This is a genomic window from Pseudomonas sp. B20(2017) (assembly GCF_002113125.1).
Classification (GTDB): Bacteria; Pseudomonadota; Gammaproteobacteria; order Pseudomonadales; family Pseudomonadaceae; genus Aquipseudomonas.
Window position 1 is genome coordinate 142,233 of sequence record NZ_NEJP01000016.1, and the last position, 24,025, is coordinate 166,257.

Genomic DNA, 24,025 nt, shown 5'->3' on the forward strand with positions numbered 1-24,025 from the left:
GCGCAGCGACCGTGCGGCGCAGCCGCATGCATCGAGAGGAGGTGCAGCGAAGCAAACCGTAGGCGATGCCCCCGGATGAATCCCGGAACGAAGGAACGCCGAGCCACAGCGAGGCGCCGAACGCAGGGGCCCAGACCTTTGGTTCCTTTGGGCTGGGCCGGCATTCCGGCGTTTGCCAAAGGGACTCGCCGTAAGGGCGAAACCATAAGAAGCCGTTACCGCAGCAACGGATATTCACCCAACCCAAACCGAGAACAACAAAAAACCCGCTGAAATCACTCTCAGCGGGTTTCCCGTTTCAGCAGCCAAGGAAGATCAAAAATCCTCCAACCGCCAAACTTCATAAGCTGGCGTCTCGTATGGGTGGCTCAACTTAAGAGCAGCCACCACCCCACGAATCAACTCATCACCAACGACAAGCTCAACCTTCCACTCCTCGACCCGCTCAACCCGCCCCGCCTCACCAATGAACGGCTGACTCCCGTCCAGAGGCCGAAACTGACCCGTACCAAGCACCTGCCACGCACAGTGGTCATAATCACCGATCCGCCCACCACCGGCAGCGAATACAGCATCCTTGACCACCTCGACATGACTGTCGGGAACAAAAAACGCGAGCTTGTACACAGCGCTTAGTTCACCCACACACGAGCATTACGGAACATACGCATCCAAGGCGCGTCTTCGTTCCAGTCCTCAGAACGCCACGAGTTCTGCACGGCACGGAACACACGCTCCGGGTGCGGCATCATGATCGTCACGCGACCGTCGCGGCTGGTGAGACCGGTGATCCCGCGTGGCGAGCCGTTCGGGTTGGCCGGGTAGGCTTCGGTGACCTTGCCGTGGTTGTCGACGAAACGCATCGCCACGCAACCGGACAGATCGGCTTCGAGCAGTGCCTCTTCGCTTTCGAATTCGGCATGGCCTTCACCGTGAGCGATGGCGATCGGCATGCGCGAACCGGCCATGCCCTGCAGGAAGATCGAGTTCGATTCCTGAACCTGAACCATCGCCACGCGCGCCTCGAACTGCTCCGAGCGGTTGCGCACGAAGTGCGGCCAGAACTCGCTGCCCGGGATCAGCTCGTGCAGGTTGGACATCATCTGGCAACCGTTGCACACACCGAGGGTGAAGCTGTCGCTACGCTCGAAGAAACCCTGGAACGCATCGCGGGCACGGCTGTTGAACAGTGCGGACTTGGCCCAGCCTTCACCGGCGCCGAGAACGTCGCCGTAGGAGAAACCACCGCAGGCCACCAGACCTTTGAACTCGTTCAGGTCGACACGGCCGGCCAGAATGTCGCTCATGTGCACGTCGATCGCGTTGAAACCGGCGCGGTCGAACGCAGCCGCCATTTCCACCTGACCGTTGACGCCCTGCTCACGCAGTACCGCAACCTGTGGGCGGATGCCTTTCTTGATGTAAGGCGCGGCGATGTCCTGATTGACGTCGTAGCTCAGCTTGACGCTCAGGCCCGGGTTATCTTCTTCCAGCAGCGCATCGAACTCTTGCTCGGCGCAGTCGGCGTTGTCGCGCAGACGCTGGATCTGGTAGCTGGTCTCGGCCCACTGACGTTGCAGCAGACGACGCTGGCCTTCGAACACGGTGTCACCGTTGAAGGTGATGTTGATCTGGCCGTTGTTGATCGGCTGACCGATCACCGAAACGCAGTCGCCCAGACCGGCAGCGCTGAATTGGGCGAGGATGTCCGGGGTGGCGTCCTGGCGAACCTGGATCACGGCACCCAGTTCTTCGTTGAACAGGATGGCGGCGATTTCTGCCGAGGATTCAGCAACGCTGTCGAGGTTGAGGCTCAGACCGCAGTGGCCGGCGAAGGCCATTTCCACCACGGAGGTCAGCAGACCACCGTCGGAACGGTCGTGGTAAGCCAGCAGATGACCGTCGGCGTTGAGGCCCTGAATCACTGCGAAGAAGGCTTTCAGGTCTTCGGCGTCATCGACGTCCGGAGCCTGCTTGCCGAGCTTGCCGTGAACCTGCGCCAGGATCGAGGCGCCCATACGGTTCTGGCCGCGACCGAGGTCGATCAGGATCAGGTCGGTGGTGCCCTTGTCCATGCGCAGTTCCGGAGTCAGGGTCTGACGGATGTCAGCCACTGGCGCGAAACCGGTCACGATCAGGGACATCGGCGAGGTGACGGTCTTGTCTTCGCCGTTGTCATTCCAGCGGGTGGCCATGGACATCGAGTCCTTGCCAACCGGAATAGTCAGGCCCAGTTCAGGGCACAGTTCCATGCCGACCGCTTTCACGGTGTCGTACAGACGCGCGTCTTCGCCCGGGTGGCCGGCAGCGGACATCCAGTTCGCCGACAGTTTGATGTCGGAGAGCTTGTTGATGCGCGAGGCGGCAATGTTGGTCAGGGTTTCGCCGATGGCCATGCGGCCCGACGCCGGAGCGTCCAGCAGCGCCAGCGGAGTGCGCTCGCCCATCGCCATCGCTTCCCCGGTGTAGACGTCGAAACTGGTGGCGGTAACGGCAACGTCAGCCACCGGAACCTGCCATGGGCCGACCATCTGGTCACGGGCCACGAGGCCGGTGATGGTGCGGTCGCCGATGGTGATCAGGAAGCTTTTGCTCGCCACGGCCGGGTGGTGCAGAACGCGCTCGATGGAATCGGCGATGTCGAGGTTCGACGGATCGAAGTCATCGCCCAGCTCGGCTTCGCGAACCACCGAACGGTGCATGCGCGGTGCCTTGCCCAGCAACACTTCCAATGGCATGTCCACCGGGTTGTTGCCGAAGTGGCTGTCGGTCACGGTCAGTTGCGGCTCGGCGGTGGCTTCACCGACGACGGCAAACGGGCAACGCTCACGTTCGCAGATCGCCTTGAAGCGCTCGAAGTCGGCCGGGCCGACCGCCAGAACATAACGTTCCTGGGATTCGTTGGACCAGATTTCGTGCGGGGCCATGCCCGGCTCGTCATTTGGAATGTTGCGCAGTTCGAAACGGCCACCGCGGTCGCCGTCGTTGACCAGTTCCGGGAAGGCGTTGGACAGACCGCCCGCACCCACGTCGTGGATGAAGCTGATCGGGTTCTTGTCGCCCAACTGCCAGCAACGGTCGATGACTTCCTGGCAGCGACGCTCCATTTCAGGGTTTTCACGCTGCACGGAAGCAAAGTCCAGGTCCGCCGAGCTGGTGCCGGTGGCCATGGAGGAAGCAGCGCCGCCGCCCAGACCGATCAGCATCGCCGGGCCGCCGAGCACGATCAGCTTGGAGCCGACAACGATCTCGCCCTTCTTGACGTGTTCTTCACGGATGTTGCCCATGCCGCCAGCCAGCATGATCGGCTTGTGGTAACCGCGAACTTCATCACCGTGCGGGGTGGTGATCGATTGTTCGAACGTACGGAAGTAACCGGTCAGGGCCGGACGACCGAATTCGTTGTTGAACGCGGCGCCGCCCAGCGGGCCTTCGATCATGATGTCCAGCGCGTTGACGATGCGCTCAGGCTTGCCGTACGGCACTTCCCACGGCTGTTCGAAGCCCGGGATCTGCAGGTTCGACACGGTGAAACCGGTCAGGCCGGCCTTCGGCTTGGCGCCACGGCCGGTTGCGCCTTCGTCGCGGATCTCGCCACCGGAACCGGTGGATGCGCCCGGGAACGGAGCGATCGCGGTCGGGTGGTTGTGGGTTTCAACCTTCATCAGGATGTGCACCGGCTCCTGCACCGCACCGTACTGGCGGGTTTCCGGATCCGGAAAGAAGCGGCCGGCGACGTTGCCGACGATCACCGAAGCGTTGTCCTTGTAAGCGGACAGCACGCCTTCGCTGTGCATCTGATAGGTGTTCTTGATCATGCCGAACAGGCTTTTTTCCTGGCTCTCACCGTCAATATCCCAACTGGCGTTGAAGATCTTGTGGCGGCAGTGCTCGGAGTTGGCCTGGGCGAACATCATCAGTTCGATGTCGTGCGGGTTGCGCTTGAGACCGTTGAAGGCGTTGACCAGGTAATCGATCTCGTCTTCGGCCAGGGCCAGGCCCAGCTCGACGTTGGCTTTTTCCAGCGCGGCGCGACCGCCGCCGAGGATGTCGATGGCGGTCAGCGGCTTCGGTTCGGCGTGGCTGAACAGACCGGCGGCCTGCTCGAGGTTGGCCAGAACGATCTGAGTCATGCGGTCATGCAGTACGTCGGCGATCTGCTGCGCGTCGGTTTCGCTGAACTGACCGGCCACGTAGAACGCAATGCCGCGCTCCAGGCGCTGGATCTTGTTCAGGCCGCAGTTGCGGGCGATGTCGCTGGCCTTGCTCGACCATGGCGAGATGGTGCCGAAACGCGGCAACACCAGGAACAGACGACCGGTCGGCTCTTGAACCGGAACGCTTGGACCGTACTTCAGAAGGCGCGCAAGCACCTGCTGTTCGTCGCCGGTCAGGACGCCGGTGACTTCGGCGAAGTGAGCGAATTCAGCATACAAGCCACTGACAGCCGGAACCTTCTGGCTCAGTTGCTCAAGGAGTTTGCTGTGGCGAAAGGCAGAAAGGGCAGGAGCGCCGCGCAGGATCAACATCTTCGGGACAGCCTCGGGAAGGGGTGTGCTTTGAGGCCGTGCATTCTAGCCTAAACCGCCCTCAACATCACCCGAAACGCTACGCACGGTTGCACCCGGATGTCGAGTGGTGTTCCTGCCTTGAGGGTCAAATTTACAGGGTGTCGGAACGCGGGTTATTTTTTCTGTCACAAAATGCCTTTCGGGCCCGTTCCTGCGGGGTTTCGAGCGATTTTGTGATCCCTAGCAGACAACCCCGCAACTGTCGAGATATGGCGCCCGTTGTCCTTTGCGTATACTGCGCACATGTTTTCCCCAACGGCTTTGCGTCCGCGGTACGCCAAATGGCTGATCGCTACCGGACTCTTCCTGATGCTCAGTGGCTGTGTTGATAAACCCAACACACTCGAGCGCGTAAAGGAGGATGGCGTGCTGCGGGTGGTCACCCGAAACAGCCCCGCCACCTACTTTCAGGATCGCAGCGGTGAAACCGGCTTCGAATACGAGCTGGTGAAGCGCTTCGCCGACGATTTGGGAGTCGAGCTGAAGATCGAAACCGCCGATAACCTCGACGACCTGTTCAACCAGATCGGCAAGCCGAATGGCCCGGTACTGGCGGCCGCCGGTCTGGTCAGCAGCGAACAGCGCAAGAAGCAGGTGCGCTTTTCCCGCTCCTACCTCGAAGTCACCCCGCAAATCATCTATCGCAACGGCCAGTCACGTCCTACCGACGCCGGCGATCTGGTGGGCAAGAAGATCATGGTGCTCAAGGGCAGCACCCACGCCGAACAACTGGCGGAGCTGAAACAGAAATACCCTGGCATCCAGTACGAAGAATCCGACGCCGTAGAAGTGGTCGACCTGCTGCGCATGGTCGATGAAGGCCAGATCGACCTGACCCTGGTCGATTCCAACGAAGTGGCGATGAACCAGGTGTACTTCACCAACATCCGCGTGGCCTTCGACCTCGGCGATGCGCGCAGCCAGAGCTGGGCCGTGGCCGCCGGCGAAGACAACAGCCTGCTCAACGAAATCAACAGTTATCTGGACAAGGTGCAGAAGAACGGCACCCTGCAACGCCTGAAAGACCGTTATTACGGCCACGTCGACGTCCTCGGCTACATGGGCGCCACCACCTTCGCCCAACATTTGCAGCAGCGGCTGCCCAAATACGAACAGCACTTCAAGGCCTACGCCAAAAAAGAGAAAGTCGACTGGCGCCTGCTGGCGGCCATCGGTTATCAGGAATCGCTGTGGCAACCGGCGGTCACGTCGAAGACCGGCGTGCGGGGCCTGATGATGCTGACCCAGAACACCGCTCAGGCCATGGGCGTGTCCAACCGCCTCGATCCGAAGCAGAGCATCATGGGTGGCGCGAAATATCTGGCCTACATGAAGGATCAGCTCGACGAGTCGATCCAGGAGCCGGATCGCACATGGTTTGCTCTGGCGGCCTACAACGTCGGCAGCGGTCATCTGGATGACGCACGCAAACTGGCGGCCAAGGAAGGGTTGAACCCGGACAAGTGGCTGGATGTGAAAAAGATCCTGCCGCGCCTGTCGCAGAAGCAGTGGTACAGCAAGACCCGCTACGGCTACGCCCGTGGCGGCGAGCCGGTGCATTTCGTGGCGAACATCCGTCGCTACTACGACATCCTGACCTGGGTGACCCAGCCGCAGCTTGAGGGCGATCAGGTGGCCGAGGGCAATCTGCATGTACCGGGAATCGACAAGTCGAAACCCGCTCAAGAGCCCGCTCCGCTTTAACCATCACCAAGAACCCAAAGTGGGAGCGAGCTCGCTCGCGAATGCGTAGTGTCAGTCAACAAATTCGTTGGCTGATACACCGCTATCGCGAGCAAGCTCGCTCCCACAGGATTTATGTTGATACTTAGTGCTTGGCAGCCGCCAGAATCAACGCCTTCATCTCCGACACCGCCGACTTGAAGCCCACGAACAACGCGTGCGCCACCAGCGCATGGCCGATGTTCAGCTCGTTGATGCCCTTGATTGCGGCAACCGCCTCGACGTTGTGATAGTGCAGGCCATGGCCGGCATTGACGATCAGGCCCTGGGCCAGACCGAAGGCCACGCCGTCCGCCACACGCTTGAGCTCTTCAGCCACTTCCGTCGGCGTTTCGGCATCGGCGTAACGCCCGGTGTGCAGTTCGATGGCCGGTGCGCCGACGCGCTTCGACGCAGCAATCTGCCGCTCGTCGGCGTCGATGAACAGCGACACTTCGCTGCCGATCTTCGACAGACGTTCGACCGCCGCCCTGATTCGCTCTTCCTGCCCCGCTACATCCAGACCGCCTTCGGTGGTCAGCTCCTGACGGGTTTCCGGCACCAGGCAGATGTGCGCCGGACGAATGCGCTCGGCAAACGCCATCATTTCTTCGGTGACGCCCATTTCGAAGTTCATGCGGGTTTGCAGCACATCCTTGAGCAGCAGCACGTCGCGCTCCTGAATGTGCCGACGGTCTTCGCGCAGGTGCACGGTAATGCCGTCGGCGCCCGCCTCTTCCGCGTCCAGCGCTGCCTTGACCGGATCCGGATAGCGCGTGCCACGGGCCTGACGCAGGGTGGCGACGTGGTCGATGTTTACGCCAAGGAGAATACGATTGCTGGTGGTCACGGATGCGCTCCTGAATGGAAAGATTCGGCGCACAGCATATCAGGGCTTGCGAAACAGCTCGCGACTGACGAGAGGACGACCACCCAGATGCACGGCCAGCGCTTGTCGCATCAAGCGCTTGGCGGCGGACAACGCGCCGGGGGCCGACCAGTCGGCTTCGGCCATGGCCAGCAGTTCGGTGCCGTTGAACAGACCGGGTTGCAGCAGGTAGACCCGTTCGAGTCCGGCATCCACCTGCAAACGGTAGAGACCGTCCGCAGCGATGGGCTCGTCATTGATGTCGGTGTTCAGGGAAAAACCGTAACCAAGATCATCCAGCAGCCGCCATTCGAAGGAACGCAGCAGTGGCTCCAGTGGCCGGCCTTCGGCCAATGCCAGCAAGGTCGCGGCGTAATGATCGAACACCGCCGGGTGCGGATCTTCGGCGGGCAACAGGCGGATCAGCAGCTCATTGAGATACAGGCCGCTGAACAGCGCCTCGCCGACCATCCACGTTGCGTTGCCGACGCTTTCCATGCGCCCGACATTCTTCAACTCACCCTTGCCGCGAAACTCCACTTCCAGCGGCACGAATGGCCGCGCCAGCGTCCCGGCCTTGCCCCGCGCACTGCGCAACACCGCCCGCAGCCGACCTTGCGGCGTGAGGAAGTCCACCAATGCGCTGGTTTCGCGGTAGGCGCGGGAGTGCAGGACGTAGGCGGGTTGGGCGGGAGGCGCTTGAGACATGGATTTCTCGTTGAGGGAAACGCGGTTTACTCATCACCCAAAACCAATGTGGGAGCGAGCTTGCTCGCGAAAGCGGTGCAACAGTCAACATCTATGCCGAATGTTACATCGTCTTCGCGAGCAAGCTCGCTCCCACAATGGATCGATGTATTGCTTTACACGTCGCCGTAACCCAGCGAACGCAGCGCACGCTCGTCGTCGGACCAGCCGCCCTTCACCTTGACCCACAGGTTGAGCATGATCTTGGAGTCGAACAGCAGCTCCATGTCCTTGCGCGCCTCGGTGCCGATGCGCTTGATGCGCTCGCCCTTGTCGCCAATGATGATTTTCTTCTGACCGTCACGCTCGACGAGGATCAGCGCATGAATGTGCAGCGTCGCACCCTGCTGCTTGAACTCTTCGATTTCCACGGTGATCTGGTACGGCAGCTCGGCGCCGAGCTGACGCATGATCTTCTCGCGCACCAGTTCGGCGGCGAGGAAGCGGCTGCTGCGGTCGGTAATCTGGTCTTCCGGGAAGAAGTGATCGTTCTCCGGCAGATGCTCGGCGATGACCTTTTCCAGCGCGTCGAGGTTGTGACCCTGTTGCGCCGAGATCGGAATGATCTGCGCATTCGGCAGCTGTTCCTGCAACCACGACAGGTGCGGCATCAGCTCGGCCTTGTCCTCGATGCGATCGGTCTTGTTCAGCGCAACGATCAAAGGGCCGGTCACGTACTGCACGCGCTCCAGCACCATCTGGTCTTCTTCGGTCCACTTGGTGCGATCGACCACGAAGATCACCACGTCGACGTCTTTCAACGCCGCCGAAGCGGTCTTGTTCATGTAGCGGTTCAGGGCTTTTTCGCCACCCTTGTGCATGCCGGGGGTGTCGACGTAGATCGCCTGCACATCGCCTTCGGTCTTGATCCCGAGCATGTTGTGGCGAGTGGTCTGCGGCTTGCGCGAGGTGATCGCGAGCTTCTGGCCAAGGATGTGGTTCAGCAGCGTGGACTTGCCCACGTTGGGACGGCCGACGATGGCAACATAGCCACAGCGAGTTGCGTTTGTATCAGTCATTGCCATTCTCCACACCCAGGGCAATCAGTGCTGCGGCGGCCGCTACCTGTTCGGCAATACGACGGCTTACACCCTGACCCCGGCTTTTTTCATTCAATAGGACAACTTCGCACTCGACGAAGAAGGTACGGCAGTGCGGCTCGCCCTGGATATCCACCACTTCATAACGCGGCAGTTCGCAGCCGCGCGATTGCAGGAATTCCTGCAGGCGGGTCTTCGGATCCTTGTTGGTATCGACCAGCGTCAGACCTTCGAACTCGCCGGCCAGCCAGGCCAGTACGCGTTCGCGGGCGACTTCCATGCCGGCGTCGAGGTAGATCGCACCGATCAGCGCTTCAAGGGCGTCGGCCAGAATCGACTCGCGACGGAAACCGCCGCTCTTCAACTCGCCGGAACCCAGACGCAGGTAATCGCCCAGATCGAAACCGCGGGCCAGCACCGCCAGCGTCTCACCTTTTACCAGCCGTGCGCGCAAACGCGACAACTGGCCTTCGCGCGCCAGCGGGAAACGGTCGAACAAGGCTTCGCCGGCAACAAAATTGAGGATCGCATCGCCGAGGAATTCCAGACGCTCGTTGTTGCGTCCGGCAAAGCTGCGGTGCGTAAGGGCCAGGACCATCAGTTCCTGGTCCTTGAAGGTGTAACCGAGCTGACGCTCGAGACGGCTTAGAGAAACGCTCACGGTTTACCCACGCTGAGTTCGTGGCTGGATTCCACCGCCATCGCCGGGATACGGCGCAGGCCTGGGACAATTAACGCTGTGTTCAAAAATGACGTCCTGAATATCGTGGCTTCATGCCCCGGAGCCGGTTGTGCCGACGCCAGAAATGCATTCGGCGCTGTGGTCAACAGCGCCGTGTTTGTTTACTTGATCAGGCCGACCCGCGAGAAATTCGGCAGGTGGCTGAGTTTCGGTTCCGGCCAGCTCATCCAGACCGCGAAGGCCTTGCCGACGATGTTCTGGTCGGGAACCATGCCCAGCAGATCCTTGGGAATGTTCGGATCATCCCAGTAGCGACTGTCGTTCGAGTTGTCGCGGTTGTCGCCCATCATGAAGTAGTGCCCGGCCGGCACGGTCCAGGTATGGTCCGGCGTGGCGCGGTAGCGGCTCATTTCCTTGCGGATCAGGTGCTCGGCGACGCCAAGTTTTTCCTTGTAGAGCTCCGCGCTGCCCAGCGTGCCCGGCTCGGAGCCGACCAGTTGCTCGGCAATCGACTCGCCATTGACGAACAGACGCTTGTCGGCGGTGTACCGCACGGTGTCGCCCGGCAGGCCGACCACACGCTTGATGTAGTTGACGTTCGGATCGCTCGGGTAGCGGAATACCATCACATCGCCGCGCTGCGGATCACCGACTTCGATGATCTTCTTGTCGATCACCGGCAAACGGATCCCGTAGGAAAACTTGTTCACCAGAATGAAGTCGCCGACGTCCAGGGTCGGTTTCATCGAGCCGGACGGAATCTGGAACGGCTCCACCAGAAACGAACGCAGCACCAGCACGATGAACAGCACCGGGAAGAACGACTTGCCGTACTCGACCAGCAGCGGTTCCTTGTTCAGCTTCTCGACCACCATCACATCAGGCTGGCTGACGCTGCCCTGATAGGAGGCGATGGCAGCACGCCGACGCGGTGCCAGGATCAACAGATCGAGCAACGCCAACAGACCGCAGACGAACACGGCAATGACCAGCAACAGCGGGAAATTTAGTGACATAGGACCTGACTATTCCAACCTGAGCACGGCGAGGAAGGCTTCTTGTGGAATCTCCACGTTGCCGACCTGTTTCATGCGTTTCTTACCGGCCTTCTGCTTCTCAAGCAGTTTTTTCTTACGGCTGACGTCGCCGCCGTAGCACTTGGCCAATACGTTCTTTCTGAGCGCCTTGACGGTTGTCCGGGCGACGATCTGACCGCCAATGGCAGCCTGGATGGCCACGTCGAACATCTGACGAGGAATCAGTTCTTTCATCTTCTCGGTCAACTGGCGACCTTTGAAGTGCGAATTGTCACGGTGCACGATCAGCGCCAGAGCGTCGACCTTGTCGCCGTTGATCAGCACGTCCAGTTTCACCAGATTAGCCGATTGGTAACGATCGAAATGGTAGTCCAGCGAAGCATAGCCGCGGCTGGTGGATTTCAGACGATCGAAGAAGTCCAGGACCACTTCGTTCATCGGCAGGTCGTAGGTCACTTGCACCTGATTGCCGAGGAACAGCATGTCGACCTGCACACCGCGTTTTTCGATGCAGAGGGTGATGACGTTGCCCAGGTGTTCCTGCGGTACCAGGATGTTGGCGCGCACGATCGGCTCGCGCATGTCTTCGATCGACGAGACGTCCGGCAGCTTCGACGGGTTGTCGACGTAAATCGTTTCACCGGTTTTCAGCACCAGTTCGAAGATTACCGTCGGCGCGGTGGTAATCAGGTCCAGGTCGTATTCGCGCTCAAGGCGCTCCTGGATGATCTCCATGTGCAGCATGCCGAGGAAGCCGCAACGGAAGCCGAAGCCCAGTGCGTCGGAGCTTTCCGGGGTGTATTGCAGCGACGAGTCGTTCAGGGTCAGTTTCTGCAGCGCTTCGCGGAAGTCCTCGAAGTCGTCGGAACTGACCGGGAACAGACCGGCGTAAACCTGCGGCTGGATGCGTTTGAAACCTGGCAGCACCGGAACGTCCGGGGTGGAGCTCAGGGTCAGGGTGTCACCGACCGGCGCACCGTGAATGTCCTTGATGCTGGCGATGATGAAGCCCACTTCGCCGGCCTTCAGGTCAGCGGTGGCGGTGTGTTTCGGGGTGAATACGCCAACGCTGTCGACCAGATGCACCTTGCCGGTGGATTTGACCAGAATCTTGTCGCCCTTCTTCACGCGACCGTGACGCACACGCACCAGGGAGACAACGCCCAGATAGTTGTCGAACCAGGAGTCGATGATCAACGCTTGCAGCGGATCTTCGATGTTGCCGGTCGGCGCAGGAATGGTAGCAACCAGACGCTCGAGCACTTCGTCGACACCCAGGCCGGTCTTGGCGCTGCAGGTGACGGCGTCGGTGGCGTCGATGCCGATGATCTTCTCGATCTCGTCCTTGACGCGATCGGGCTCGGCCTGTGGCAGGTCGATCTTGTTCAGGACCGGCATGACCTCGAGGCCCTGCTCGATGGCGGTGTAGCAGTTGGCAACGGACTGGGCTTCAACGCCCTGCCCCGCATCGACCACCAGCAACGCACCTTCACAGGCCGCCAGGGAGCGGCTGACTTCATAGGTGAAGTCAACGTGGCCCGGGGTGTCAATGAAGTTCAGCTGGTAGGTGACGCCGTCTTTGGCCTTGTAATGAAGGGTGACGCTGTGGGCCTTGATGGTGATCCCGCGCTCACGCTCCAGCTCCATGGAGTCGAGGACCTGGGCTTCCATCTCGCGATCGGCCAGGCCGCCGCACATCTGGATGAAACGGTCAGCCAGCGTCGACTTGCCATGGTCAATGTGGGCGATGATGGAGAAATTGCGGATATGACTCAAATCACTCACGGATCAACACTCAAAAAGGCTGCAGGCTTGGCCCGCCGAAAAATAGCCGGGAATTGTACCTGATACACGGCGCAAGCGTCACGTTCGCCTGTCACCCGGATTGCATGCAAAAACGCCCCGGTCTGGCGACCGAGGCGTTTTCAAGGCTAGAGCGTTAGTGAAACCTTGTTCATCAACCGGCTCGACGCAACAACCAGACACCCGCCAGCGCACACACGCCAGCCGGCACCAGCACCGCGAACAGCGGCGAGAAGCCGAACACCAGACTGGACGGGCCCAGCAGATCCTGAACGATGCGGAAGGTGAAGCCCACCAGCACACCGGTGAACACCCGCTGACCGAGGGTCACCGAACGCAGCGGACCGAAGATGAAGGAGATCGCCATCAGTACCAGCGCGGCGGTCACCAGCGGCTGCAACACCTTGACCCAAAATGCCAGCCAGTAACGGCCGTTGCTCAGGCCCTGATCGGCCAGATAGTGGATGTAACCCCACAGACCGGTGATCGACAGCGATTCCGGCGCCATCACTACGGTGCTCAGCAATTGCGGGCTCAGCGAGACATCCCAGCGCTCGACCGGCGTATTGACCACTTCGGTGCTGCGCTCATGGAATTTGGTGGTGGTCACGTCGGTCAGCTGCCAGTGATCCGTGTCGAACTCGGCGCGCTTGGCGAAGCTCGAGCTCAGCAGATGACGCTCTTTGTCGAAGTGATAACGGGTCACGCCATACAGGCGACCGTTGGGCTGTACGGAGTTGATGTGAATGAACTCCTCGCCCTGACGATGCCACATGCCGTGCTTGGCGCTCTGCGCGTCGCCGCTGCCCTGCGCCAGCGAACGGTTGGCCTGGGCCATGCTTTCGGTGGCCGGTGCCACGTACTCGCCGATCAGCACGCCGGCCAGCATCAGCACCAGCATCGGCTTCATCACCGCCCAGACGATGCGCCCGATGGACACACCGGCGGCACGCATTACGGTCAGCTCACTGCTGCTCGCCAGACTGCCGAGGCCGATCAGGCAGCCGATCAGCGCCGCCATCGGCAACATGTCGTAGAGCCGGCGCGGCGCGGTCAGGAGCACGAAACTCAGGACATCGACCAGGGTGTAAGTGTCACTGACGTCGCCCATCTCGTCGATGAACGCGAACAAAGTGGCCAGGCCGAGAATGATCGCCAGTACTGCGATGATCGCAATGAATACGCTGCTGCCGATGTAGCGGTCGAGTTTAACCACGAGCCACCTCCAGCGCAGCGCTGCGACGGCTGGCCAGCTTCAGGCGCAGAGGTTCCCAGTACAACAGGCCGAGACCGATGACCAGGAAGATCGCGTGCACCCACCACAAGCCGAGCGCCGGTGGAATCTTGCCTTTCTCGAGGGCGCCGCGGGCGGCAATCAGGATGGTCAGGTAAGCCATATAAAGAAGAATCGCCGGCAGCAGCTTGAGGAAACGCCCTTGACGCGGATTGACCCGCGACAGCGGCACCGCCATCAGGGTCACGATAAACACCAGCAACGGCAGCGACAGGCGCCATTGCAGTTCGGTTTTCGAGCGAATGTCGTCGCTGCCCAGCAAAGACGAGGTCGGCATGGCGTCACGGTCGGTGACTTCCTCGCTGACATCCGGCTTGGGCAGCAGCACGCCGTAGGTTTCGTAGTGAATGGCGCGGTAGTTGGCCTGACCCGGGCTGCCGTCGTAGCGGTAGCCGTTGTCAAGGATCAGGTAGCGGTTGCCGTCGGGACGCACTTCCTGACGACCCTTTTCCGCCACCAGCACGGAAATCCCGCGATCCTTCTGGTTGGCGCCGAGGTTCTTCTGCGAAATGAACACGCTGCCAAGGTTGACCCGATCATCGCTCAGGGTTTCGGTGTAGGTCACCCGCGTACCGTCGCGCAGGGCCTGGAAGCGGCCGGGCTCGAGGGTGTCGAATTCGGTCAGGGCGTCCTGCTTGTTCAGCAGCAGCTGGAACTGGTTGGCGCCTTGCGGGGCCAGGCTCAGGCTCAGCCACGCCACCACCAGTGCCACCAGGGTGGCCGGGAACAGGGTCATGCGAAACAGACGCTGCTGGCTCATGCCGGTAGCCGAGAGCACGGTCATCTCGCTTTCCAGGTACAACCGGCCGTACGCCAGCAGGATCCCGAGAAACAGGCCCAGCGGCAGGATCAGTTGCAGGAAGCCCGGCAGACGGAAGCCCATGATCAGGAACAGCGATCCCGGATCGAGCTGGCCCGCGGCGGCCTGGGCAAGGTATTTGATGAAGCGACCGCTCATGATGATGACCAGCAGCACGGCGCTTACCGCACTCAGGGTCAACAGGACTTCGCGGGACAGATAACGGAAGACGATCAAACCAGACACTCCAGGGTTGTCAGGCTAAGGCGGCCAAACAAGCAAACGTATCGACCGGCCCGCAATGCAGAGCCGTCGAAAAAAGATGCGGCATTATCCTGTGATTGAGGGCGCCTGTCACTGCGCACACTCACGCAAGCATGCAATCCGTTGAAGATCGTACAACCGAGGGTTGTCAGGCGCGGTGAGCGAGGTTCAAACTGCCGCCTCTGTCGCAGGCACTGGCCTGCGCCTCTTCTCTCTATAAGCAGGCGACGGCGGACACCGTCGAACGCCTGCGTGTTGACCATTCATTCAGGGATCCGGACATGGAACTGGTTGTAAAAAGCGTTAGCCCAGAAACGTTGAAAACCGCCACCCTGGTGGTTGCCGTCGGCGAAGGCCGCAAACTCGGTGTTGCCGCCAGGCAGGTCGACGAACTGAGCGGTGGCGCCATCAGCGCCGTGCTCAAGCGTGGCGATCTGGCCGGCAAGGTCGGCCAGAGCCTGTTGCTGCACAGCCTGCCGAACCTGAAAGCCGAACGCGTGCTGCTGGTCGGCGTGGGCAAGGATGAAGAACTGGGCGACCGTCCTTTCCGCAAGATCGTCGCCGGCATCCTCAACACCCTCAAAGGCCTGGGCGGCAGCGACGCCGTGCTGGCGCTCGATGAAATCATCGTCAAGAACCGCGACAGCTACGGCAAGACCCGTCTGCTGGCCGAAACCCTGGTCGACGGCGAATACACCTTCGACCAGTTCAAGAGCCAGAAAGCCGAACCGCGCGCCCTGAAGAAAATCACCCTGCCGACCATCAAGGCCGCTCAGGCCGAAGTGCAACGCGCCGTGAACCACGCCACTGCGATCGCCAACGGCATGGCATTCACCCGTAACCTGGGCAACCTGCCGCCGAACATCTGCCACCCGACCTTCCTCGGCGAACAGGCCAAGAACCTCGGCAAAGAGTTCAAGGATCTGAAAGTCGAAGTGCTCGACGAGAAGAAGATCAAATCGCTGGGCATGGGTTCGTTCTACGCTGTCGGCCAGGGCAGCGCCCAGCCGCCGCGCCTGATCGTCATGCAATACAACGGTGGCAAGAAATCCGAGAAGCCGTATGCACTGGTCGGTAAAGGCATCACCTTCGACACCGGCGGCATCAGCCTGAAACCGGGCGCCGGCATGGACGAGATGAAGTACGACATGGGTGGCGCCGCCAGCGTGTTCGGTACCCTGCGCGCCGTGCTGGAACTGAAACTGCCGATCAACCTGGTGTGCATCCTGGCCTGCGCCGAGAACATGCCAAGCGGCACCGCTTCGCGTCCGGGCGACATCGTCACCACCATGAGCGGCCAGACCGTGGAAATCCTCAACACCGACGCCGAAGGCCGTCTGGTGCTGTGCGACGCGCTGACCTACTCCGAGCGCTTCAAGCCGCAAGCGGTGATCGACATCGCCACCCTGACCGGTGCCTGCGTGGTTGCTCTGGGCGCCCACACGTCGGGCCTGCTGGGCAACAACGACGAACTGATCGAGCAACTGCTGAGCGCCGGCAAGGCTGCCGACGACCGCGCCTGGCAACTGCCGCTGTTCGACGAGTACCAGGAGCAACTGGACAGCCCGTTCGCGGACATCGCCAACATCGGCGGTCCGAAAGCCGGCACCATCACCGCCGCCTGCTTCCTGTCGCGCTTCACCAAGAACCTGAACTGGGCGCACCTGGACATCGCAGGCACCGCCTGGACCAGCGGCGGCAAGGACAAGGGCGCCACTGGCCGTCCGGTTCCGCTGCTGACCCAATACCTGCTGGACCGCGCCAAAGCCTGAAACCGATGACTGCGAGCGGCGCCTCTCTTGAGGGGCGCCGTTTACAGCTCAGGAACCGCAATGACCAAAGTCGACTTTTATATCCTGCCCAGCGCCGATCCTTCGGCTCGCCTGGACTTTGCCTGCAAGCTCACCGAGAAAGCCTGGCGCATGGGCCATCGCATCTATCTGCATTGCAGCGATGCCGCCCAGCGTGATGATCTCGATGCGCGACTGTGGGCATTCAAGGGCGAAACCTTCGTGCCTCACGGTCCGGCTGAAAGCGAACCGGAAGGTTTGATCGTGTTGGGACTGGGCGATGACTGCGGCCAACACACGGACTTGCTGGTCAACCTCGGCCTGAAAGTCCCAGCTTTCGCCAATAAATTCGCCCGGGTGGCGGAGGTTGTAGTGGAAGATCCGGCGATCCGCACTGCGGCGCGGGAGAGTTTCCGTTTCTACCGCGAACAGGGCTATCCTCTGCAAGACCACCGTTTACAGCGACTCTGAGTACGCCGATGGACACGCCAAAACCGCTGCAAAAACCCGCGCACCTGCTGGATGACCTCGAGTCGATCCGCCAGTTACTCGGCGATGACAACCTGCAACCGCCACTGCTGACCGACACGGTCGACGATGGCGAACAGGAACAGATTCCGATGTTGTTCGATTCGGTCGACAACGCACCGCAAGCCGTCGAAGCTGCACCCGCGCCGACGCCAGCCGCGCAGCCTGCCGCTGCGCCTGTGGATAAAGGCCCCGACGCCCTGCTGCACCTGGACAGCGAACTGCGCGCCGCCGCGCAACTGATCATGCAAGACGTGATCGACGACTTCGCCCCGCACATCGAAACCGAAATCAAACGCCGCCTCGAGGCGCGGATGGAACGGCTTCTCGGCCAGTACGAATAATCCCCCCAATCCCTTGTGGGAGTGAGCTTGCTCGCGATGCAGGCACTGCGATCTTTCCTAATATTGCGGCGATGCCATCGCGAGCAAGCTCGCTCCCACATTTAGTTCCACGTCCAGTCGCCACTCGCTCGCCCTGCGCCCCATGCCCCGCTATACTTCCCGGCTTTTCCTGAATAAATGCCAATAGGGTCCCGCCGCGCATGGATAAGACCTACCAGCCGCACGCCATTGAAACTTCCTGGTACAACACCTGGGAGTCCGAGAACTACTTCGCCCCGCAAGGCGCGGGCGACTCCTACACCATCATGATCCCGCCGCCGAACGTCACCGGCAGCCTGCACATGGGTCACGGTTTCAACAACGCGATCATGGACGCCCTGATCCGTTTCCGCCGCATGCAGGGTCGCAACACCCTGTGGCAGCCGGGCACCGACCACGCCGGTATCGCCACGCAGATGCTGGTGGAGCGTCAACTCGAAGCCCAGGGCCAGAATCGCCACGATCTGGGCCGCGAGAAATTCCTCGAGAAAGTCTGGGAATGGAAGGATCAGTCCGGCGGCAACATCAGCCGTCAGATCCGCCGCCTCGGTTCGTCCGTGGACTGGAGCCGCGAGCGTTTCACCATGGACGACGGCCTCTCGGAAGCCGTTAAAGAAGCCTTCGTGCGCCTGCACGAAGACGGTCTGATCTATCGCGGCAAGCGTCTGGTCAACTGGGACACCAAGCTGCACACGGCGATTTCCGACCTCGAAGTGGAAAACCACGACGAGAAAGGTTTCCTGTGGAACCTGAAGTACCCGCTGGCCGACGGCGCGAAAACCGCTGAAGGCAACGATTTCCTGATCGTCGCGACCACCCGTCCGGAAACCATGCTCGGGGACTCCGCCGTCGCGGTGAACCCGAACGACGAGCGCTACAAAGCCCTGATCGGCAAATTTGTCGAGCTACCGCTGGTTGGCCGCCGCATCCCGATCATCGCCGACGATTACTGCGATCCTGAATTCGGCACCGGCTGCGTGAAAATCACCCCGGCCCACGATTTCAACGACTACGAAGTCGGCAAGCGCCACAACCTGCCGCTGCTGAACATCTTCGACAAGAACGCCAACGTGCTGCCGGCAGCGCAGGTGTTCAACCTCGACGGCACGCTGAACGACAGCATCGACGGCAAGATTCCGGCCGAGTACGCCGGTCTCGAGCGTTTCGAAGCGCGCAAGCAAATCGTTGCCGCGTTCGACGCCGCCGGCCTGCTGGTCAGTGTCGACGACCACAACCTGAAAGTGCCAAAAGGCGACCGCTCCGGCACCGTCATCGAGCCTTGGCTGACCGACCAGTGGTACGTGTCCACCAAACCGCTGGCCGAGCCTGCGATTGCTGCCGTTGAAGACGGCCGTATCCAGTTCGTGCCGAAGCAGTACGAAAACATGTACTTCTCGTGGATGCGCGACATCCAGGACTGGTGCATCAGCCGTCAGCTGTGGTGGGGCCACCGGATTCCGGCCTGGTACGACGAGTCGGGCAAGGTTTACGTCGGTCGCGACGAAGCCGAAGTGCGCGCCAAGCACAACCTCGGCCCGGACGTTGCGCTGCAACAGGACAACGACGTTCTCGACACCTGGTTCAGTTCGGGCCTGTGGACCTTCTCCACCCTGGGCTGGCCGGAAAAGACCGAGTTCTTGAAGAAATTCCACTCCACCGACGTACTGGTGACGGGCTTCGACATCATTTTCTTCTGGGTTGCCCGGATGATCATGCTGACCATGCACCTGATCAAGAACGAGGACGGCACGCCGCAGGTTCCGTTCAAGACCGTTTATGTGCATGGTCTGGTGCGTGACGGCCAGGGCCAGAAGATGTCCAAGTCCAAGGGCAACGTCCTGGACCCGCTGGACATCATCGACGGTATCGAGCTCGAAACCCTGGTGCAGAAACGCACTTCCGGTCTGATGCAGCCGAAACTGGCGAAGAAGATCGAGAAGCAAACCCGCGACGAGTTCGCCGACGGCATCGCCAGCTACGGCACCGACGCCCTGCGCTTCACCTTCTGCTCGCTGGCGTCCACCGGTCGCGACATCAAGTTCGACATGGGCCGCGTCGAGGGCTACCGCAACTTCTGCAACAAGATCTGGAACGCCGCGCGTTATGTTCTGGACAAGGGCGAAGACTGCGGCCAGAACGGCGAAGCCTACGAGCTGTCGCTGGCAGACCGCTGGATCATCTCGCAACTGCAACGCACCGAAGCCGAAGTGACCCGTCAACTGGATCAGTTCCGTTTCGACCTGGCGGCGCAAGCGCTGTACGAGTTCATCTGGAACCAGTATTGCGACTGGTACCTGGAACTGTCCAAGCCAGTGCTGTGGGACGAAAACGCGCCGGTCGAGCGTCAGCGCGGCACCCGCCGCACGCTGGTTCGCGTACTGGAAGTGGCGCTGCGCCTGGCGCATCCGTTCATGCCGTTCATCACTGAAGAAATCTGGCAGCGCATCGCGCCGCTGGCCGGCATTCAGGGCAAGACGATCATGCTGCAAGCGTGGCCGGTGGCCAACGAAGAGCGCATCGATCCGGCGGCCGAAGACGACATCGAATGGCTCAAGGGCCTGATGCTCGGCACGCGCAACATCCGTGGCGAAATGAACATCGGCCCGGGCAAACCGCTGCCGATCTACCTGAAGAACGTCACCGCTGAAGACCAGCGCCGCCTGACCGAGAACGAAGCGCTGCTGAAAAAGCTGGCGCGTCTGGAATCGATCACCGTACTGGCCGCCGGCGAAGAAGCGCCGCTGTCCGCGACCGCGCTGGTTGGCGAGATGGAAGTGCTGGTGCCGATGGCCGGCCTGATCGACAAGAACGCCGAGCTGGCGCGTCTGGACAAGGAAATCCTGCGTCTGCAGGGCGAAGTCCAGCGCGTTGGCGGCAAGCTGTCCAACGCCGGTTTCGTTGACAAGGCCCCGGCCGAAGTCATCGAGAAGGAGCGCGCCAAACTGGCCGAAGCCGAACAGGCTCTGGCCAAGCTGGCCGAGCAGCACGCGCGGATTGCCAGTCTGTAACGGCAAATCGCACTGAAAAAGGGAGGCCCGCAACGGCCTCCCTTTTTTGTGCCCGGCACTTTTCCGGCCAACAACACGGCTCCCTGTGGGACAATAGCCGCCACTTTCAGCCCTACCCGAATCGACCACGCCCATGAACGCCCCACGTACACCGAAACCTGCGCGCAAGAAGCCTGACTCCACCCCGGCCAAGCCCGTGGAACCGCGTAAAGAAGCCAGCCTTCACCCGCGCAATCGCCATCAGGGTCGTTACGACTTTCCGGCGCTGATCAAGACCACGCCGGAGCTGGCGAAGTTCGTGATCACCAACCCGTACGGCAAGGAAAGCATCGACTTCGCCAGTCCCGATGCGGTGCGCGTGTTCAACCGGGCGCTGCTCAAATCGTTCTACGGCATCCAGCATTGGGACATCCCGGCCGATTATCTGTGCCCGCCGGTGCCGGGCCGGGCCGACTACATCCACTTCCTGGCTGACCTGCTGGCCAGCAACAACGACGGCGTGGTTCCACGCGGCGCCATCGTCAATGTGCTGGATATCGGCATGGGCGCCAACTGCGTGTATCCGCTGATCGGCAACAGCGAATACCGCTGGCACTTCCTGGGCTCGGAGATCGATCCGACCGCCGTGGCCGCCGCCAGGGCCATCGTCCAGTCCAACGACCTGAACAAGGTCATCCAGCTGCGCCAGCAGGAGAACCGCAAGCACATCCTGATCGGCCTGCTGGAGCCGGGCGAGCGTTTTGACCTGACCATGTGCAACCCGCCGTTCCACGCGTCGATGGAAGAAGCCACCAAGGGCAGCGAGCGTAAATGGCGCGCCCTGGGCAAGGCCGACCCGAAACGCAAACTGCCAGTGCTGAACTTCGGCGGGCAGTCGGCCGAACTGTGGTGTGAAGGCGGCGAAGCGCGTTTCGTGACGCAACTGATCGCCGAAAGTGCGAACTTTGCGCACAAGGTGTTGTGGTTCAGCACCCTGGTCTCGAAGGCTTCGAACCTGCCTGCCATCGAAACCGCGCTGAAAAAGGCCGGTGCGCTGGAAAGCCAGGTGGTGGAGATGTCCCAGGGGCAGAAGCAGAGCCGCTTCGTCGCCTGGACCTTTCAGACCAAGTCCGAACAGCAGATCTGGCGGCGCGAACGCTGGGTGCGCAAGTAATACGCTTCAACCGGGGCGGCGCTTGAGTGAAAAGTAGCCGCCGCTACTGCTGAAACACAAACATCAGGAACAAAAAAACCGTGCCCGGATCACTCCGGTGCACGGTTTTTTTATCGCTGCGTCTTACTTGTTCACAGCGTCGGTCAGGCCTTTGGCCACAACCAGCTTGATCACTTTCTTGGCAGGGATTTCGATGGCAGCGCCAGTCGATGGGTTACGGCCAGTGCGGGCAGGACGCTCGGTCACTTTCAGCTTGCCGATACCTGGCAAGGTGATTTCGGCACCGTTTTCCAGCTGATCGGCAACGATTTGGCCCAGTTGGTCCAGAGCGGCACGCGCGGTGGTTTTCGGCGCGTCGATAGCTTCAGCGATGTCGGCGATCAGTTGGTCTTTAGTAAGAGCCATGTAGTGTTCCTTCCCTATCAAATTCATATGGATTGCAGAGTGCAGTGTCAGCCATCGAGCCCGATCTTCTGGATCTGGCACCCTCGGCGATAACCACGACGAGTCGGGGTTATAGATGCCGAAATCAAGGTTTGGTTCGACCTGACAAAAGCTGAATGCATGCTTGTCGCGGTGACTTCGCACAAGACCGGGCAAAACTAGCACAGAGACAAGGAAATATCCGCCTCTAGCTAGCCAAATGGTCAGGTTTATTGCGCTAAATCGGTAAATAAATGCATAAGGGCCGTCGGGTGACCCGGATTTACCCTTCACCCCGCGCCAAATCCAGTGGTTGCGGTACACTGAGCGCTTTTTCGGGGGAGCCCGCCCTCCTCCCTTCCACCAGCCGAGAAGCCTATGCCGATCCGTCATTGCATCGTCCATTTGATCGACAAAAAACCCGACGGCACACCCGCAGTCCTGCACGCCCGCGACTCCGAACTGGCTGAGTCCGCAGCCATCGAGAACATGCTCGCCGATCTCAACGAGAGCTATAACGCCAAACAGGGCAAAGCCTGGGGTTTGTTCCATCCGGAGTCCGGCGCGTTCCCGTTCAGCGGCTGGCTGAAGGAATACATGGAAGGCGGCAAGGACTTCACCGCGTTCAGCAAAGTCGCGGTCGAGCACCTGCAGAAGCTGATGGAAGAGTCGAACCTGTCGGTCGGCGGCCACGTGTTGTTCGCCCACTATCAGCAAGGCATGACCGATTACCTGGCCATCGCCCTGCTGCACCACAGCGAAGGCGTGGCGGTGACCGATCAGCTGGACGTGACCCCCTCGCGCCACCTCGACCTCGGTCAACTGCACCTGGCGGCGCGGATCAACGTTTCCGAGTGGCAGAACAACAAGCAGTCCAAGCAGTACATCTCGTTCATCAAGGGCAAGAACGGCAAGAAGGTTTCGGAATACTTCCGCGACTTCATCGGCTGCCAGGAAGGCGTCGACGGCCCGGGCGAGACCCGCACCCTGCTCAAGGCCTTCAGCGACTTCGTCGAGAGCGAAGACCTGCCGGAAGACTCAGCCCGCGAGAAGACCAAGACCCTGGTCGACTACGCCAGCAGCCAGGCCAAACTCGGCGAGCCAATGGGCCTGGAAGAACTCTCGGAGCTGATCGACGAAGAACGCCCGAAAGCCTTCTACGATCACATCCGCAACAAGGATTACGGCCTGTCGCCGGAGATCCCGGCGGATAAACGCACGCTTAACCAGTTCCGCCGCTTCACCGGCCGCGCCGAAGGCCTGTCGATCAGCTTCGAAGCGCACCTGCTGGGCTCGAAGATCGAATACGACGAAGAAGCCGGAACACTGGTCATCAAAGGCCTGCCGACCTCGCTCACCGATCAGCTGAAGCGTCGCAACTGATGCTCGGCAATGTGCTGAAAAAGGTTCTGCTGGTTCTGCTGGTGGTCGTGGTCTATCAGAACTGGGGCAAGATCGAGCGGGTGTTCAACCCGTCGCAGATGGCGTCCGAGCAGGTCCGCGCCAACGCCCATGTCGTGCTGTACGCCACGGACTGGTGCGGCTACTGCAAGCAGACCAAGCGTTTTCTCGATCAGAAAGGCATTCCGTTCAAGGAATTCGATATCGAGAAAGATGCCGAGGCACGCAAGGCGTACGAAGCGCTGGGCGGACGAGGGATCCCGCTGATCGACGTCAATGGCACGCTGATTCGCGGGTTTGATCCGGACGAGATTCTCGCTGCACTGAAATAACGACTGTGGGAGCGAGCCTGCTCGCGAAAGCGGACCATCAGCCAACAACGATGTTGAATGATGGATCGCATTCGCGAGCAGGCTCGCTTGTATGCTGGTACTTGAAGGGAGGAGGAGGGACAAGGCTCGATTCTGACTGTTGGCGCAGTACAGATCCGTGGGAGATTTCGCCCCTCCTCC

The 24,025-nt window shown here is 60.9% G+C and carries 19 protein-coding genes; 8 read left to right on the forward strand and 11 right to left on the reverse strand.

The window, feature by feature from the left end; translation table 11 throughout:
- Nucleotides 1-315: 315 nt before the first annotated feature.
- Together CAF63_RS22430 and purL are read right to left on the reverse strand one after the other, a co-directional pair.
- A complete protein-coding gene (locus CAF63_RS22430; protein WP_085688979.1) occupies nt 316-627 on the reverse strand; it encodes a YqfO family protein in 312 nt (103 codons plus the stop codon).
- A 5-nt stretch (nt 628-632) separates the two neighbouring features.
- Entirely contained in the window at nt 633-4,529 is a 3,897-nt protein-coding gene (gene purL, locus CAF63_RS22435; RefSeq protein ID WP_085688933.1) for a phosphoribosylformylglycinamidine synthase, read from the reverse strand.
- A gap of 285 nt (nt 4,530-4,814) precedes the next feature.
- Between purL and mltF the strand changes: the two genes are divergently transcribed.
- On the forward strand, nt 4,815-6,275 hold the full coding sequence (gene mltF / locus CAF63_RS22440) for a membrane-bound lytic murein transglycosylase MltF (RefSeq protein WP_085688936.1): 1,461 nt from the start codon (nt 4,815-4,817) through the stop codon (nt 6,273-6,275).
- Between the two features lie 124 nt (nt 6,276-6,399).
- Here the strand turns inward: mltF and pdxJ are convergent, their stop codons facing one another.
- The 8 genes from pdxJ to lptF all read right to left on the reverse strand — a co-directional run bounded on the left by pdxJ (nt 6,400) and on the right by lptF (nt 14,800).
- Complete coding sequence (gene pdxJ / locus CAF63_RS22445) at nt 6,400-7,143, reverse strand: pyridoxine 5'-phosphate synthase (RefSeq protein WP_064382428.1); 744 nt, start codon at nt 7,141-7,143, stop codon at nt 6,400-6,402.
- A 39-nt stretch (nt 7,144-7,182) separates the two neighbouring features.
- A complete protein-coding gene (recO, locus tag CAF63_RS22450) occupies nt 7,183-7,869 on the reverse strand; it encodes a DNA repair protein RecO (RefSeq protein ID WP_085688939.1) in 687 nt (228 codons plus the stop codon).
- Between the two features lie 155 nt (nt 7,870-8,024).
- Nucleotides 8,025-8,927, reverse strand: coding sequence for a GTPase Era (gene era, locus CAF63_RS22455; protein ID WP_085688941.1), 903 nt, complete (start codon nt 8,925-8,927; stop codon nt 8,025-8,027).
- Entirely contained in the window at nt 8,920-9,609 is a 690-nt protein-coding gene (gene rnc, locus CAF63_RS22460; protein ID WP_011332589.1) for a ribonuclease III, read from the reverse strand. The genes era and rnc overlap by 8 nt, the downstream gene beginning before the upstream one ends.
- 182 nt (nt 9,610-9,791) lie before the next feature.
- Nucleotides 9,792-10,646, reverse strand: a complete 855-nt coding sequence (gene lepB, locus CAF63_RS22465) for a signal peptidase I (protein ID WP_085688944.1) — start codon at nt 10,644-10,646, stop codon at nt 9,792-9,794.
- A 9-nt stretch (nt 10,647-10,655) separates the two neighbouring features.
- Nucleotides 10,656-12,452: a translation elongation factor 4 gene (gene lepA, locus CAF63_RS22470; protein WP_085688947.1), complete on the reverse strand. Its 1,797-nt coding sequence runs from the start codon at nt 12,450-12,452 to the stop codon at nt 10,656-10,658.
- A gap of 172 nt (nt 12,453-12,624) precedes the next feature.
- Nucleotides 12,625-13,686 carry an LPS export ABC transporter permease LptG gene (gene lptG / locus CAF63_RS22475; protein WP_085688950.1) on the reverse strand — a complete coding sequence of 354 codons (1,062 nt, stop codon included), beginning with the start codon at nt 13,684-13,686 and terminating at the stop codon, nt 12,625-12,627.
- Nucleotides 13,679-14,800 carry an LPS export ABC transporter permease LptF gene (gene lptF, locus CAF63_RS22480; RefSeq protein ID WP_064593584.1) on the reverse strand — a complete coding sequence of 374 codons (1,122 nt, stop codon included), beginning with the start codon at nt 14,798-14,800 and terminating at the stop codon, nt 13,679-13,681. Before lptF ends, lptG begins: the two co-directional genes overlap by 8 nt.
- Before the next feature lie 308 nt (nt 14,801-15,108).
- On the opposite strand from lptF, the gene CAF63_RS22485 reads away from it, so the two are divergent.
- The 5 genes from CAF63_RS22485 (at nt 15,109) to rlmF (ending at nt 21,689) form a co-directional block, all read left to right on the forward strand.
- The gene (locus CAF63_RS22485) at nt 15,109-16,599 is read left to right on the forward strand and encodes a leucyl aminopeptidase (RefSeq protein WP_085688953.1); all 1,491 of its coding nucleotides are present in this window, start codon (nt 15,109-15,111) and stop codon (nt 16,597-16,599) included.
- A gap of 60 nt (nt 16,600-16,659) precedes the next feature.
- Complete coding sequence (locus CAF63_RS22490) at nt 16,660-17,088, forward strand: DNA polymerase III subunit chi (protein WP_085688957.1); 429 nt, start codon at nt 16,660-16,662, stop codon at nt 17,086-17,088.
- 8 nt (nt 17,089-17,096) lie between these two features.
- A complete protein-coding gene (locus tag CAF63_RS22495) occupies nt 17,097-17,489 on the forward strand; it encodes a DNA polymerase III subunit chi (RefSeq protein ID WP_085688960.1) in 393 nt (130 codons plus the stop codon).
- A gap of 200 nt (nt 17,490-17,689) precedes the next feature.
- Entirely contained in the window at nt 17,690-20,536 is a 2,847-nt protein-coding gene (locus tag CAF63_RS22500) for a valine--tRNA ligase (RefSeq protein WP_085688963.1), read from the forward strand.
- Between the two features lie 133 nt (nt 20,537-20,669).
- Entirely contained in the window at nt 20,670-21,689 is a 1,020-nt protein-coding gene (rlmF, locus tag CAF63_RS22505) for a 23S rRNA (adenine(1618)-N(6))-methyltransferase RlmF (protein WP_085688966.1), read from the forward strand.
- Between the two features lie 123 nt (nt 21,690-21,812).
- Here rlmF and CAF63_RS22510 read toward each other — a convergent pair whose 3' ends face one another.
- A complete protein-coding gene (locus tag CAF63_RS22510; RefSeq protein WP_007957357.1) occupies nt 21,813-22,094 on the reverse strand; it encodes an HU family DNA-binding protein in 282 nt (93 codons plus the stop codon).
- Between the two features lie 396 nt (nt 22,095-22,490).
- On the opposite strand from CAF63_RS22510, the gene yejK reads away from it, so the two are divergent.
- Nucleotides 22,491-23,495 (forward strand): nucleoid-associated protein YejK, encoded by a 1,005-nt coding sequence (yejK, locus tag CAF63_RS22515; RefSeq protein ID WP_007957356.1) that lies wholly within the window; start codon nt 22,491-22,493, stop codon nt 23,493-23,495.
- Nucleotides 23,495-23,845: a glutaredoxin family protein gene (locus CAF63_RS22520; protein WP_007957354.1), complete on the forward strand. Its 351-nt coding sequence runs from the start codon at nt 23,495-23,497 to the stop codon at nt 23,843-23,845. Before yejK ends, CAF63_RS22520 begins: the two co-directional genes overlap by 1 nt.
- Nucleotides 23,846-24,025 lie beyond the last annotated feature (180 nt).

Excerpts from the sequence above, each read along its gene's own strand:
- purL (WP_085688933.1), bottom strand. The coding sequence starts at position 4,529 with ATGTTGATCCTGCGCGGCGCTCCTGCCCTTTCTGCCTTTCGCCACAGC.
- mltF (WP_085688936.1), top strand. The coding sequence starts at position 4,815 with ATGTTTTCCCCAACGGCTTTGCGTCCGCGGTACGCCAAATGGCTGATC.
- recO (WP_085688939.1), bottom strand. The coding sequence starts at position 7,869 with ATGTCTCAAGCGCCTCCCGCCCAACCCGCCTACGTCCTGCACTCCCGC.
- era (WP_085688941.1), bottom strand. The coding sequence starts at position 8,927 with ATGACTGATACAAACGCAACTCGCTGTGGCTATGTTGCCATCGTCGGC.
- lepB (WP_085688944.1), bottom strand. The coding sequence starts at position 10,646 with ATGTCACTAAATTTCCCGCTGTTGCTGGTCATTGCCGTGTTCGTCTGC.
- CAF63_RS22485 (WP_085688953.1), top strand. The coding sequence starts at position 15,109 with ATGGAACTGGTTGTAAAAAGCGTTAGCCCAGAAACGTTGAAAACCGCC.
- CAF63_RS22490 (WP_085688957.1), top strand. The coding sequence starts at position 16,660 with ATGACCAAAGTCGACTTTTATATCCTGCCCAGCGCCGATCCTTCGGCT.
- CAF63_RS22495 (WP_085688960.1), top strand. The coding sequence starts at position 17,097 with ATGGACACGCCAAAACCGCTGCAAAAACCCGCGCACCTGCTGGATGAC.
- CAF63_RS22500 (WP_085688963.1), top strand. The coding sequence starts at position 17,690 with ATGGATAAGACCTACCAGCCGCACGCCATTGAAACTTCCTGGTACAAC.
- rlmF (WP_085688966.1), top strand. The coding sequence starts at position 20,670 with ATGAACGCCCCACGTACACCGAAACCTGCGCGCAAGAAGCCTGACTCC.
- CAF63_RS22510 (WP_007957357.1), bottom strand. The coding sequence starts at position 22,094 with ATGGCTCTTACTAAAGACCAACTGATCGCCGACATCGCTGAAGCTATC.
- yejK (WP_007957356.1), top strand. The coding sequence starts at position 22,491 with ATGCCGATCCGTCATTGCATCGTCCATTTGATCGACAAAAAACCCGAC.
- CAF63_RS22520 (WP_007957354.1), top strand. The coding sequence starts at position 23,495 with ATGCTCGGCAATGTGCTGAAAAAGGTTCTGCTGGTTCTGCTGGTGGTC.